The organism is Gardnerella sp. DNF01195, from assembly GCF_049244175.1.
Taxonomy (GTDB): Bacteria; Actinomycetota; Actinomycetes; order Actinomycetales; family Bifidobacteriaceae; genus Bifidobacterium; species Bifidobacterium leopoldii.
Window position 1 is genome coordinate 1,140,269 of the sequence record NZ_CP058383.1, and the last position, 14,205, is coordinate 1,154,473.

The 14,205-nt window shown below is 46.0% G+C and carries 13 protein-coding genes; all 13 read right to left on the minus strand.

Annotated features, from left to right (window positions below; all coding sequences use genetic code 11):
- Window positions 1–62: 62 nt before the first annotated feature.
- The 13 genes from HXT43_RS04260 to ruvX all read right to left on the minus strand — a co-directional run bounded on the left by HXT43_RS04260 (window position 63) and on the right by ruvX (window position 14,161).
- Window positions 63–536, minus strand: a complete 474-nt coding sequence (locus HXT43_RS04260) for a metal-sulfur cluster assembly factor (protein ID WP_064340461.1) — start codon at window positions 534–536, stop codon at window positions 63–65.
- 32 nt (window positions 537–568) lie between these two features.
- Window positions 569–1,216 carry a Fe-S cluster assembly sulfur transfer protein SufU gene (sufU, locus tag HXT43_RS04265; protein WP_116442614.1) on the minus strand — a complete coding sequence of 216 codons (648 nt, stop codon included), beginning with the start codon at window positions 1,214–1,216 and terminating at the stop codon, window positions 569–571.
- 87 nt (window positions 1,217–1,303) lie between these two features.
- Window positions 1,304–2,647, minus strand: coding sequence for a SufS family cysteine desulfurase (locus tag HXT43_RS04270; protein WP_174143475.1), 1,344 nt, complete (start codon window positions 2,645–2,647; stop codon window positions 1,304–1,306).
- Between the two features lie 94 nt (window positions 2,648–2,741).
- Entirely contained in the window at window positions 2,742–3,518 is a 777-nt protein-coding gene (sufC, locus tag HXT43_RS04275) for a Fe-S cluster assembly ATPase SufC (protein WP_004105229.1), read from the minus strand.
- 9 nt (window positions 3,519–3,527) lie between these two features.
- Window positions 3,528–4,775, minus strand: coding sequence for a Fe-S cluster assembly protein SufD (gene sufD / locus HXT43_RS04280; protein WP_117008561.1), 1,248 nt, complete (start codon window positions 4,773–4,775; stop codon window positions 3,528–3,530).
- Window positions 4,775–6,334, minus strand: coding sequence for a Fe-S cluster assembly protein SufB (gene sufB / locus HXT43_RS04285; protein WP_117008644.1), 1,560 nt, complete (start codon window positions 6,332–6,334; stop codon window positions 4,775–4,777). The genes sufD and sufB overlap by 1 nt, the downstream gene beginning before the upstream one ends.
- A 410-nt stretch (window positions 6,335–6,744) precedes the next feature.
- Complete coding sequence (locus tag HXT43_RS04290) at window positions 6,745–8,427, minus strand: CTP synthase (protein ID WP_004119263.1); 1,683 nt, start codon at window positions 8,425–8,427, stop codon at window positions 6,745–6,747.
- Between the two features lie 62 nt (window positions 8,428–8,489).
- Window positions 8,490–8,945 (minus strand): type II 3-dehydroquinate dehydratase, encoded by a 456-nt coding sequence (gene aroQ, locus HXT43_RS04295; protein ID WP_076002657.1) that lies wholly within the window; start codon window positions 8,943–8,945, stop codon window positions 8,490–8,492.
- A 19-nt stretch (window positions 8,946–8,964) separates the two neighbouring features.
- Window positions 8,965–10,647 carry a bifunctional shikimate kinase/3-dehydroquinate synthase gene (locus tag HXT43_RS04300; protein ID WP_004119266.1) on the minus strand — a complete coding sequence of 561 codons (1,683 nt, stop codon included), beginning with the start codon at window positions 10,645–10,647 and terminating at the stop codon, window positions 8,965–8,967.
- A complete protein-coding gene (gene aroC, locus HXT43_RS04305) occupies window positions 10,644–11,831 on the minus strand; it encodes a chorismate synthase (protein ID WP_004119269.1) in 1,188 nt (395 codons plus the stop codon). The genes HXT43_RS04300 and aroC overlap by 4 nt, the downstream gene beginning before the upstream one ends.
- Window positions 11,832–11,880: 49 nt before the next feature.
- On the minus strand, window positions 11,881–12,297 hold the full coding sequence (locus HXT43_RS04310) for a peptidase A24 (protein ID WP_117008562.1): 417 nt from the start codon (window positions 12,295–12,297) through the stop codon (window positions 11,881–11,883).
- 172 nt (window positions 12,298–12,469) lie between these two features.
- Window positions 12,470–13,651 carry an endolytic transglycosylase MltG gene (gene mltG / locus HXT43_RS04315; RefSeq protein WP_064340386.1) on the minus strand — a complete coding sequence of 394 codons (1,182 nt, stop codon included), beginning with the start codon at window positions 13,649–13,651 and terminating at the stop codon, window positions 12,470–12,472.
- 45 nt (window positions 13,652–13,696) lie between these two features.
- Window positions 13,697–14,161, minus strand: coding sequence for a Holliday junction resolvase RuvX (gene ruvX / locus HXT43_RS04320; protein ID WP_004119274.1), 465 nt, complete (start codon window positions 14,159–14,161; stop codon window positions 13,697–13,699).
- Between the last annotated feature and the right edge of the window lie 44 nt (window positions 14,162–14,205).

Below are 14,205 nucleotides of genomic sequence, written 5' to 3' on the forward strand. Positions count from 1 at the left end.
ACAGCAAAACAGAAACAGCAAAACAGAAACAGCAAAACAGAAACAGCACGCAAACCAAATGCTCACACAGTTGGCGGAATACCAGCACTCATCGATGCATCACCAACTACGCCAGAACCGTACATTCCTGCAGCAAAACTCGCTTGCAAACTGTTGAGATTGTAGCCAAGCGCCTCAAGCTGCGCGCGACCGTCCTCATTAATGTTTTCAACGCTCCAACGCGGCTTCCACGTCCAGTCAATGCGGAACTCTTCGACCAAGCCTGCGAGCGCATTCGCACACTCATCCTCAATCAATTCAGTTAACGGACATGCAGGAGTAGTAAGCGTCATAGTAATAATTGCGCGCCCAAGCTCATCAATTTCAATGCCATAAACCAAGCCCAAATCAACCACATCAATGCCAAGCTCAGGATCCACAACATCGTGTAAAGCGTCTAAAATATCATCTTCTGTAACTCGTCCAATGTCATTCGCGCTTAAATTCGCAGGATGCGTTTCATGCGTCACCTCAGATGCTGATTGATTTTCTGCCATAATATTCCTTGCTTTTACGTTACATAAAGATTTTATAGTTCTTTCATAGCCTTTGCAATGCTATCTTTTAAGCCTTCCCACGCCAAAAGCGCGCACTTAATTCGCATTGGGTAGCGCGATACGCCTTGCAAAACCATTGCATCTTCCAGCGCATCTTCGTCCTCTTCATTTTCAAAACCTTCGCCGCGAGATTCCATAAGTTTGTGGAAAAGCGCGTCTAATCGCAAAGCTTCGTCAACCGACTTTCCTTCGACTAAATCAACCATCATTGAAAGGCTTGCCTGCGAAATCGAGCAGCCATGACCATCCCACTTAATACTTGATACTATTGGAGTTTCGTCATTATTTGCGCTGCGTGAAAGCTCCACGCGCATTGTGACTTCGTCGCCGCAAGTTGGATTGAATTGGTGCGATTGACCTAAAGCAGAGTTTTCGCCAGCTGCAACGCAACTTTCGTGAGCATTATTTAAGGTAATTTCGGCAGATTTTGTATTTCCTGCAGATTCTTGAGATTCTTCCTGCAATTCCGCTTGTGCGAGCTCGTCCGTACTTTCGAAATGAGTTTTGCCATGCGGATTTCGCGCAGCATCCAAAATTACTTCTTGGTACATGCTTTCTAAGCCGTCACCAGCCGCATCTGCAAAACCAGCACCTGTTGTACCAAAACCCATATCAAACATACGCTCTCCTTACCTACTCACTAACTCGTTGACTCGCCGATTCGATTGACTAACTCGCTAACTTCTCCAACTCGCTCGCTAACAATATTATGCGCCAAAGTAGGCGCGAACGTGTGAGACTGCTTCAACAAGCGCACGAGCCTCGTCAACTGTATTGTAAACACCAACAGACGCGCGATTCGAAGCGTACACACCAAAATGACGGTGAATCGGCTGAGCACAATGGTGCCCGACGCGAATCGCAATGCCCTGCGCGTCCAAAAACTGTCCAACATCGTGCGGATGCACGCCCTCAACTTCAAAAGCAACTGTGCCAATTCGATTCTCTAAATCAGTCGGACCCAAAACGCGCACGCCTGGAACATCTTGCAATTTTAGCAATTCTACAGCAATTTCCTGCTCATGCTCTGCAACTCGGTTCATATCCAACGCGCGCAGCCAATCCGCTGCAACTCCTGCCGCAACCATTTGCGCAACAGGCTGAGTTCCAGCCTCAAAGCGGTAAGGCGCATCCATGTATTGCGCCGGCTTGTTAAGCCAAGCAAGCTCCACCATTGAGCCGCCAAAATTCGCAGGCGGAAGCGCATTCAAAAGCTCGCGACGACCATACAAGAATCCAACTCCTGTAGGACCATACATTTTATGCGCGCTAAATGCCGCAAAATCAACGTCTAATGCGTGAAAATCAACTGGAATATGCGGAACTGACTGGCATGCGTCAAGCACAAAAATCGCGCCGACTTCGTGAGCGCGCTTGCAAATCGACGAAACGTCCGTAATAGCGCCAGTAACGTTGCTAATATGCGTAACTGCAACGATTTTCGTGCGCTCGTCAATAATTGTTCGCAAATAATCTGCATCCGTGCGCACGCGACCGTCTTCTGTTACATCAATCCAGCGAAGCTCAGCCCCCGTGCGAAGAGCCAGCTCTTGGAATGGAAGCAAAACAGAATGGTGATCCGCGCGAGATACGACTATTACATCGCCTTCTTGAAGCGCAAAATTTTTGCGGAAATCACTTTTAGAATCAGCCAGATCACTACTGTCTTTTTTGCAAATTCTCGCCTTCGCACTAGCGTTACCAATAGCAGTTGCAAGAAGATTAAGAGCGCCCGTAGCTCCCGGAGTAACAATAATTTCCTCGCTGCCAGCATCTGCGCACACTCCAACAAGCAACGCAACTTTCGCGCGCGCTTGTTCAAACGCAACCGTCGAAAGTGCAGCCAACTCGTGCGCTCCCCTGTGCACACCAGCGTTAATTGTTTCGTAAAACTCTTTTTCAGCGTCGATTACAACTTGCGGCTTTTGCGAAGTAGCTGCAGAATCCAAGTAAATCAAAGGTTTTCCGTGCACAGTATCGTGAAGCGAAGTGCCGTGAACCGTGCGACTTAAAATCAGAAACTGCGAGCGCAAATCGCTAAATTCTCGCATAATATTTTCTGTAGTCACTGTAGTCATATTAAACCGCTATTTTAACGCTATTTTTACGAATATACAGATAGATTAAACTGCACTTGAACCGCGCTTAAGCCAGCGCCGACTCGGTTGTACCTTCCGGCAAATACTTGTCGTAGCCTTCTTCTTCTAGCTCGTCCGCAAGCTCCGGTCCTGCAGTCTTTACAAAGTGACCTTGCGCAAAAACATGCACAATATCCGGCTTAATATACTTGAGAATTCGTGTGTAATGCGTGACCATCATAATGCCCAAACCGGTGTTTTCTTTGGCGCGATTCACACCTTCAGACACAATTCGAAGCGCGTCAACATCCAAACCAGAATCAGTTTCGTCCAAAATTGCAAACTTCGGCTTCAAAAGCTCTAATTGCAAAACTTCCGCGCGCTTCTTTTCGCCGCCAGAGAATCCTTCGTTTACAGAACGCGACGCAAATTTTGGATCCATTCGAAGCTTTTTCATAGCCTCGCTAAGTTCTTTAACCCAGCTTCTTAAAGATGGAGCTTTGCCTTCGACTTCAGTTTTTGCAGTACGAAGGAAGTTCGTCATAGATACGCCCGGTACCTCTACCGGGTATTGCATTGCGAGGAACAGTCCGGCTTTTGCGCGCTCGTCAGGAGTCATTTTCAAAATATCTTCGCCGTCGAGAAGAACTTGACCGGAATCGACTTCATACTTTGGGTGCCCTGCCAAAGTGTATGCAAGAGTAGACTTTCCAGATCCGTTAGGACCCATAATTGCGTGAGTTTCGCCAGAATTAACTGTAAGGTTTACGCCTTTTAAGATTTGTTTGCGACCTTCTTTTGTTTCTACAGAAGCGTACAAATCCTTAATTTCCAAAGTTGACATGTTTTTCTCCTATTCTTCCGTTCTTGCAAGACGGCGCTCAATTGCCTTCATTAAGTGATCAACAATTTCCGGAACGCCAATTTCTTCAATAAGCTCGTTAAAGAATCCACGCACAACAAGCTTTCTGGCTTCAATCTCACTAACTCCGCGCGATTGCAAGTAGAAAAGCTCTTCGTCGTCAAATCTACCGACTGAACTTGCGTGACCGGCACCAATAATATTTCCGTTTTCAATTTCCAAATTCGGCTCAGAATCAGCGATTGCTCCAGGAGTGAGCACCAAATTACGATTCAACTCATACGAATCTGTGCCAGGAGCTTCCGGCTTAATAAGCGCGTTTCCAACCCAAGTTGAATGCGCGCCCTTTCCTTCCAAAGCACCCTTGTACACTACTCGCGACTTGCATTCCGGATAATTGTGCACAACCATCGTGCGATGCTCAACATGCTCGCCCGGATCCACAAAATACATGCCGAGCATGTTCAAATCGCCCTGCTCGCCGCCAAAATCCTGATCCATGCGAATGCGCACAACATCTCCGCCAAGAGTGACCATCGTGTGGCGAAGCGAAGCTCCCTCCCCAACGTGAATACGCTGGTTTCCAACGTGCTTGCTGCCCGAATCCCACTCTTGAATAAATGTAGTAGAAACGTGCGCGTGTTTTCCGAGGATAATTTCCACACCTTCTGCAAGTTTCGCGCAGCCGGTATGTTCGATAATAATGTCAGCATTCGAGCGAGAATCCGCTTCGATTACTAAGTGCAGTGCGTCAAGCGCATTAACATTATTACCCTGAATTTTCAGCACGATTGGCTTTTTAATTTCGCCAGATACGTGAAGCACGCGCGCTTGTTTCGTTGCATTCCACGCAACTGCAGCCGCGCGATCAGAAGGCTTCATTTCGGTGTGAGGAGCCTCGTTTTGCGGCTTTACTTGCAAACTTACGGAACCGTCGCTTCCAACATAAGAATCATCCAAAGCAGCTCCACCAACGCCTTCAAGCGTTACTTGAATGCTATTAGATGGTTCAAAACGCTCGAAAAACTCGGAAATTCGCTCAACTGGAGTGTATCGCCAATCTTCCTGCTTTCTAGTTGGAATCGCAAAATCTTCCACGTTGAACGAGCGCATGGATTTGTCTGCGCTAGAAGGCATTGCTGCAGGAACCGCATACGGATCATTAGGATCTGCTACAGGAATATTAATTTCTTTTTCCGTCATTTTATTGCCTAAATTCTCTTTTAAATCTTCGCTCATCAGCCCACGGATCCTTCCATTTGCAACTCAACTAAGCGATTCAACTCAAGCGCGTACTCCATTGGAAGCTCGCGGCTAATCGGCTCCACGAAGCCGCGAACAATCATGCCCATAGCCTCTTTTTCTTCAAGTCCACGACTCATCAAGTAGAAAAGCTGATCCTCCGAAACCTTGGAAACAGTGGCCTCGTGAGCCATCGAAACGTCGTCTTCGCGCACGTCAACATGCGGATAAGTATCCGACCTCGAAAAATCGTCAACAAGCAAAGCGTCGCACACAACAGACGAACTAGAGCCCTTCGCGCCCTTAATAATCTTCACAAGACCGCGGTAAGCTGAACGTCCGCCGCCGCGCGAAATCGACTTAGCAACAATCGTTGAACTCGTGTGCGGAGCCAAATGAATCATTTTCGCACCCGTATCTTGATACTGACCGCGACCAGCAAAGCTCAAAGACATAGTTTCTGCTTTTGCGTACGGCTCAGCAAGAATGCAAGCAGGATACTTCATAGTAGCTTTGGAGCCGATGTTGCCGTCAACCCACTCCATTGTGCCGCCTTCGCGCACGTAAGCTCGCTGAGTTACCAAGTTATACACGTTATTTGACCAGTTTTGAACGGTTGTGTATCGCACGCGCGCATGCTTTTCCACAACAATTTCAACGTTTGCAGCGTGAAGAGAATCCGTGGAATAAATTGGAGCCGTGCAACCTTCAACATAATGAACGTAAGAGCCTTCGTCTGCAATAATCAACGTGCGCTCAAACTGACCCATGTTCGGCGTATTAATGCGGAAGTAAGCCTGAAGCGGAATATCCACGTGCACGCCTTTTGGAACGTACACGAACGAGCCACCACTCCAAGCCGCTGTGTTAAGAGCCGCAAACTTGTTGTCGTCAACTGGAATCACAGTTGCAAAATACTTTTTTACAAGCTCCGGATACTTTTGCACTGCTGTATCCGTATCAACAAAAATTACGCCTTGCGCAGCCAAGTCTTCGCGAATCGAATTGTAAATAACTTCCGACTCATACTGTGCTGCAACGCCTGAAACTAAGCGCTTTTTTTCAGCTTCCGGAATGCCGAGCCTGTCGTAAGTTTTGCGAATATCTTCTGGCAAATCGTCCCAAGTTTTCGCTTGATCGTGAACCGGACGCACGTAGTATTTAAAATCATCCGCGTCAAAACCGCTTAAATCCACGCCCCAATCCGGCATCGGCTTTTGCAAAAATGCGCGGTAACCTTGCAAACGAAGATTTAGCATCCATTCCGGCTCGTGCTTGTCAGCGGAAATTGCACGAACAACCGACTCGTCAATACCCTTCTTCGCAGCCTCACCTGCAGCATCCGAATCATGCCAACCGTAATTGTAATCGCCAAATTCAGCGACAATCTGCTCGTCTTTACGGATTTTCTCTTCGTTTACGCGAGCGCGATCTGCCACATACTGGCTCATTTCAACGTCTGCAGCTTTATTTTTTGCTGAATTATTGCCATCACTTGCTGCAACGCTTGGATCGCCAGTAACGCCAGTATCATTCATATTGCTAGTATCGCTCATAAAGCCTGTTACACCTCCATACTTAACGCACACCTGCGCGCGGTACGTATTAATTGGCAAAAGCTGCTCCCCAAAGCGCTACTTTTGCACTCTCCCCACTCAATTATCACCTATCTAAGGTTACCGCGTAATGCGATTTCTTGGTATAGCCGTGTTACGTGCAAAACGTAATGTTTATCACAATCTAATAAAACATAAACGGCAGAAACTTTACGCAAGTGTAAAGAAAAGGTCGTTTACGCACCAAAAAACGGCAGAAACTTTACAACGCTGTAAAGAAAAGGTCGTTTACGAATTAAAAAGCGGCAAAACTTAGGAAAACCAAGTCTTACCGCTTATTTCTATTTACTTAATTCTTACTTAAGTCCCACTTAAGCTTTACTTAAGCCTTACTTAAATCTTACTTAAGTCTACTTATCTTCCTTGCTATTTTGAGAAGCCTCTTGATGCTCAAGAGCAGCCGCAACCAAGCCAGCAAACAGTGGATGAGGCTTAGTTGGGCGAGATTTAAACTCTGGATGAGCTTGAGTTGCTACGTAGAATGGGTGAACTTCCTTTGGAAGCTCCACAAACTCAGTCAAATTACCATCTGGGCTTTGACCGCTAATACGCAAGCCGGCTTCACGCAAACGATCCTTATATGCCACGTTCACTTCATAACGGTGACGGTGACGCTCAGTAACATGCGTAGTGCCATAAAGCTCAGCAACAATAGAGCCTTCTTCAAGCGTTGCAGGGTAAGAGCCAAGTCTCATTGTGTGACCCATATCTCCCTTACCGGCCACAATATCCTTCTGCTCTTCCATAGTTGCGATTACTGGATCGCCACAATCCTTCTCGAACTCAGTGGAATTAGCATCCTCAAGTCCAAGCACGTGACGAGCGTATTCAATAACCATAGATTGCAAGCCAAGGCAAAGACCAAGCGTTGGCAAACCGTGCTCGCGAGCGTAACGAAGTGCGCCAATTTTACCTTCAATACCGCGAATTCCGAAGCCGCCTGGAATAACCATGCCATCCATTTGGTCAAGAGCCGCAGCCGCACCTTCTTGAGTTTCGCACTTGTCTGCAGCAACCCAGCGCACGTTTACCTTAGCCCAGTTTGCAAAACCGCCAGCCTTGATAGCTTCAGTAACAGAAAGGTACGCATCTGGCAAATCAATATACTTACCAACGATTGCAATGTTCAGCTCATGCTTTGGATGATGCACGCGCTCAAGCAAATCTTCCCACTCGTTCCAATCAACATCGTGGAATGGAAGCTCAAGTTCGCGCACAACGTAAGCGTCCAAGCCTTCGTTGAACAAAATCTTCGGCACATCGTAAATGCTTGGAGCGTCGACGCAGTTCACAACGCCTTCAGCATCGACATCGCACATAAGCGAAATCTTGTCTTTAATGCCTTGATTAAGCGGACGATCCGAACGCAAGACAAGCGCATCTGGAGAAATGCCAAGAGAGCGAAGCATCATAACAGAATGCTGAGTTGGCTTAGTTTTCAATTCGTGAGCTGCAGCAATATAAGGCACCAAAGAAACGTGCACAAACATGCAGTTTTCAGGACCTAAATCGCGACGAACTTCGCGAGCTGCCTCCAAAAATGGCTGGGACTCAATATCGCCAACCGTTCCGCCAATTTCCGTAATAATAACGTCTACATCGTCGGAAGCTTGAGCGCGCATACGCGACTTGATTTCGCCAGTAATATGCGGAATAACCTGCACGCACTGACCCAAATATTCGCCAGCGCGCTCCTTACGAAGCACAGACTGATAAATCTGACCAGTTGTAACATTCGCTTTCTGGCTTAAGAAAACATCGAGGAATCGCTCGTAATGACCAATATCGAGATCTGTTTCTGCACCATCTTCCGTAACATAGACTTCACCATGCTGGAATGGGTTCATTGTACCCGGGTCAACATTGATATAAGGATCGAGTTTTTGTTGTAATACATGCAATCCGCGACTGCGTAAAAGTCGGCCTAAAGATGATGCTGTAAGGCCTTTTCCGAGGGACGAAACTACGCCACCAGTGACAAAAATATGCTTTGTAATATGCTCCTGAGAGTTACCATGTTGTCTTCTAACCATGGAACTCCATAGTATCTTCGAGCCTCGACGCTGGGTGTTGATTCGCAAAAAATCGAACAAAATCAAACAAGATGCGCAACAGCTTCCAAAGCGAGCTTATAGCCGTACAATCCCATGCCTGTAATAGTGCCGGTTGCAACAGGACTAATTACGCTAATTTTACGAAAAGCATCGCGCGCAGCAGGATTAGAAATATGCACTTCCATTAACGGAACTCCAGCATCCAAAACCATGTGAGCCGCGTCCGCGAGCGCGTAACTGTAGTGCGTAAAAGCGGCAGGATTCATAACAACGGGCGTATGAGTATCGGCAGCTTCGTGCATCCAGTGAACCATTTGAGCTTCGTCGTCACTTTGGCGCACTTCTACTTCAAACCCAAGTTCCGCACCCCACTTTTCGCATTTCTCGCGCAAAGTTTCAAAGTTCTCGCTACCGTACACGTCCGGCTGGCGAACGCCTAAACGACCTAAATTCGGTCCGTTTACAACAAGCACTTTTTTTGTATGCTGATTTTCCATTTTTACCTCGCAAGATTAATTAATTTTGCTTATAAACGCGCTCAAAAGCTTCTTTAACTGCTTCAATAGGCGGGTTGTCAAGATGAATAGGATTCGAAATACCATCCAAAATTACGAAACGTAGCATGTTGCCGCGCGCTTTTTTGTCGCGATGCATAAGGTTAAGCACGCACTCAAAAGCAGCATCCGCATCTTTTGCACACTGCCACGAAGTTGGCAATCCAAGCGAATCCAAAAGCGAACGATGATACGCAACGTCTCCCGCATCCAAATATCCTAAAATTTGCGCAAGCTCCGCCGCAAAAACCATGCCAACAGCTACAGCGTTTCCATGACGCCAGCGGAAATGCTCAATCTGCTCAATCGCGTGGCCAAGCGTATGCCCGTAGTTCAAAAACTCGCGCAAACCCTGCTCTTTTAAATCGCTCGATACGTGATACACCTTTACTTTAACTGTGCGTTCAATAAGCTCCACGAGCAGTTCGTGAAGTTCGTTATTATTTTCTAAATCATCCCCATTAAATTCACGCAAAAGCTTCGCATTATTGGCATCGCTAAGAATCTTCAAAATTTCACCGTCGCGAATAAAACCAGATTTTGCAACCTCACCCAAGCCTTCAATAAGAATATCGTTTGGAAGAGTTGCAAGCGTAGAAGTATCTGCTAAAACGCCAGCTGGAGTGTAAAAGCTGCCGACTAGATTCTTTCCAGCATCCGTATTAATACCAGTTTTACCGCCCGTAGACGCGTCAACCATCGCAAGAAGCGAAGTAGGGCAGTTTACATAGCGAATTCCACGCATCCAAGTTGCAGCAACAAAGCCAGCGACATCCGTTGCTGCTCCCCCGCCTAAACCAACAATTGCATCCGAACGAGTAAAACCAGCTTCTGCCAAGTTAGCCCACAATCCGCTTGCAACTTTAATAGTTTTTCCAGCTTCTGCATCCGGAATTAGCATGTCGAAAACTTCGTAACCAGATTGGCGCAAAATAGTTCGAGCTTTGTCGCTATGACGCTGAACAGGTTGCGTGTGAACTAACGCCACTTTAACCGGCTCAGTTCCAAGCATTTGCGGCAGAAGTTGCATTGCACCGTCACCAATTCGCACATCGTATGGTTCAATTCCCTCACCTGTTACGTGCACAATACGTTGCATAATCATATTCCTTAATTTTTCTGCAGCCATATACGGAGTCGAACCTTTTGTTTGCATGTGGATATTCGACACCGCCTTAAAAACAGGATCTCTCTGCTCAAATAATTCCATCCAACGCTTTTGCGCATCTTCTCCAGAAAACATAGGACGATTATTATTCCAGCTCGCGCGCTCAATAGCCTCTTTAGCATTTGCTTGCAAATACACAACGCGACCACCACTACGCATATACTCACGCAAAACTTTTTGAGTTTCTTCACGCATAGGCGCACCGCCACCAAGCGAAACTATTCCCTTTGTAGAATCTTCTGCAGATGTATCTCCTAAAATTGCCTCTCGCACTATGCGAGCTTCTATTTCACGAAAAGCATCCTGGCCATATTCCTCGAAATATTGCGGTATTGACATATCAATATCGCACTCGATCATGTCATCTGTATCATAAAAAGGCAGATTCATAAGATGCGCAACTTCACGGCCAACACGCGTTTTCCCAGCAGCAGGCATGCCAATAATAACAGCTAGCGGAAGTTTAGTGTTGCTCATTTCATATTCTCCGGCCAGGAAGCTACGTAAGACTCCACATTTCGGCGCGTTTCTTGCAAAGAATCTCCTCCGAATTTTTCCAAAGCATACTTAGCTAAAGTAAGCCTTACCATCGCTTCTGCAACTACAGAAGCAGCTGGCACAGCAGTGAAATCTGAGCGCTGATTAATAGCTTGAGCAGCTTCGCCAGTAAGCACATCCACTGTGCACAAAGCGCGTGGAATAGACGGAATTGGTTTCATTGCAGCGCGCACGCGAATAATTTCGCCGTTCGACATTCCGCCTTCAATTCCTCCAGCTCGATTAGTAAGACGCTTAATTTTCCCGTTTTCGTCTGTTACCATTTCGTCGTGCGCGGCCGATCCAGGGCGATCTGCCTCTGCAAAACCGTCGCCAATTTCCACGCCTTTAATAGCCTGAATTCCCATAATCGCGCTCGCGAGAGCTGCATCCAAGCGACGATCCGACTCAACGTATGTGCCAACTCCTGCAGGCATGCCGTAAGCAAGCACTTCCACTACTCCACCGAGCGTATCTGCATTTGCTTTTGCTTCGTCGATGCGAGCCATCATTTTAGCTTCAGCATCTTTGTCGAGAGTGCGAACTGGAGAAGCATCTAGAGCGGCAACATCGTCTGGTGTTGGTAAAGCTAAACTTTTGTTAGTGTATTCGCCGCCGATGCCGATAACATGCGCAACAGTGCGCACACCCAAAGCCTGCTGTAAAAACGCATCAGCAATAGCACCCAAAGCTACACGAGAAGCTGTTTCCCTAGCACTCGAACGCTCCAAAACTTCGCGAGCATCATTAAAACCGTACTTGCGCATGCCAGTTAAATCCGCATGACCTGGGCGAGGACGGCTCAAAGGAGCATTTCTGCCAACTTGCTCAACCTCGTGATCCAAAGGATCTGCACTCATTACTTCGGTCCACTTTGGCCACTCTGTATTCGCGATTTCTACAGCAATCGGAGAACCAAGCGTTACTCCGTGGCGAACTCCAGTTAAAAGACGCACTTTGTCTTGCTCAAACTTCATACGCGCTCCACGACCATAACCAAGGCGACGGCGAGCAAGTGCCGAAACTACATCGTTGCTAGTAATGTGCACGCCAGCCGGCAAACCTTCAATCATGGCTACTAACGCTTCACCGTGCGACTCCCCTGCCGTTTGCCATCTAAGCATGCCATTTCTCCATTCTCAAGTAATTTACGCGTCTAAATACCCTACTCTACTAACTACCAAGTATTGAGCTGGTTGTTATTGACAGCAATGCTGCGAGTATTGCAGATATTGCTTCTACTGGTACGAATGGTATTGATGCGTTGGTTGGAGAGCAGATTTTGCAGTAAATTTTCCATAGCAAAAGCCAAAGTAAGCCAACTGCTCCAACTAAAGCAAACCAGTAAATTAAGCAGTCAAAGCCGAATAATACCAAGGCTTGCGCAATCATTGACGCGCTCGTAACATCTCCGAAGCCAATAGCATTTTTTGCGGAAATTTTTCGCATACTCCAGTAAATTACAAAAATAATTACGCAAGAAATCCAGCCAAAAATAAGCACGCTACTATTTCTAAATAAAATAATCGAATATATGAGATTCGCAAAAGATTGAAAAATTCCTGCAATAACAACCCAAAGTCTTGGCACTACGCGACTTTTTATGTCTGTTGCGCAAACTGAAATTAAACATGTGAGCGTTGGTAGCACCGATAGTATCGTAATAATTAATTGCTTCATTAAAGCAGATTACGAAAACTTGCGAAACTGTTACAACCTCAACACATCTATGTGGTTAAAAGCTATATTTTTATTTAACAGTTTAGTTGCCTTCGGGATTGTTGCGCTTGTACTCGTCGCGGAATTTCAAGAAGTCGTCTTTGTTATCCGCAAACTTCGTTTCGCCAGTCTTCAAATTCGTGGTGACGAAGTAAAGCCATGGACCATCTTGAGGCTTAATGGTTGCAAGCAACGCGCTGTCGCCAGCAATGCCAATAGGCGTAGGGGTCAAACCCTTATGAATACGTGTATTATACGGATTATTTGCATCGTCAAGCATTGCTTGCGTGAGTTTAATAGGTTTTACTCCTGCGCCGTAACCAACAGTAGAATCCATTCCTAACGGCATATCTTTTGCCAAACGGTTCAGTATTACGCGAATAACTTTGCCATAATATTCGCGATTATTCACTTCAGCTTCGGCAATAGACGCCATAATTAAGGCTTTTTCTCTATCTTTACCTTTAGGAATTCCAAGAGAATCAAGTTTTTCAATACGCTTTTTTATCATTGCGGAAAGAATAGCATCCGCACTTTTCATAGCTTTTACGTTATAAACTCCAGGCTCTAGCCAGCCTTCAACGCTACCGTTTGCTTCAGCAGGCAGAATTCCTGCGGCGCCATCAGCTAACGCAGCCTTGAATTTATCTAAACTTATTCCAGATAATGTTGAAGCTTTTTGCAAAACGTCTGCTGCGTGATCCCCTGCACGAACATCAAGGAATCCGCCTGCTTTTGTTTGATCTGAAAGAATATCAACTACATCAATAGCAGCCATATGTTTTTTCAGTGAGTAAACGCCAGGATACAAAATTTTATTATTTGCAGAAACAGCTGAAGTGAATGCAGCTTGCGATTTAACAACATTCGCTTTCACTAGTTTTTCAGCAACTGTAATAGCGCCTTCGCCAGTATCGACTGTAAACTCAACAGATCCATAACCAGGACCCGACCAATCTGCAACAGCTTCACTGTTCTGAGACAAACGCCACGCACGCACAGCACTGTATCCAACGTAACCAACAACACATAGCACGAACACAATCAATATAGCTAAAACTGCTTTTGCTCGACGTTTACGCTTCTTTGCAGCAAGACGCGCTTTTGCTCGTTTGCGAGATTTTCCTGACGAATCTGAACCGTTAGAAGTAGACGATGAAGGAGAATCATCATGCTCAGTCCATTGTGCATGATTGTCAAAGAACTCATCAAAACTATCAGACATTTGACACTCCTCTTCTACTTTCTAACTTTTGTTCATTTACTTTTACTAGTTTTGTTGCGCATATTTTGAATCGAGAGCAGACTGCAAAATCAACACTGCCGACTGCTGATCCACCATTGGGCGATGCTTTTTAGTAGAAAGATCTGCTTGCAAAAGCTGACGATGAGCACTTACTGTTGTCAAACGCTCATCTTTCCAAACTACTTCTGGCATATAATCCAATGCCCAATCTTTTTCATCATGCAATATTTGCATGCGTTTTATTAGATTCTTCCCCCAGCGCAGAGCTTTTTTAGCAGATTTTCCTTCAGTGCCATCGAGTTGCAAAGGCAAGCCTATAACAACTTTTTCTACATTGTTATCTTCAATAACTTCAAGCACTTCATCTATAGCACGGAAGGAATCTCCAAACACTTGCACATTACCAATAGGATGTGCAAAGGTGAGACCAGGGTCGGAAAGTGCAAGTCCGACCCTTGCGTCACCTAAATCAATACCTAACCACACCATATTTCGTGTTGCTTTTGGTATGATTCGTAAATTTTTAAGCTGTA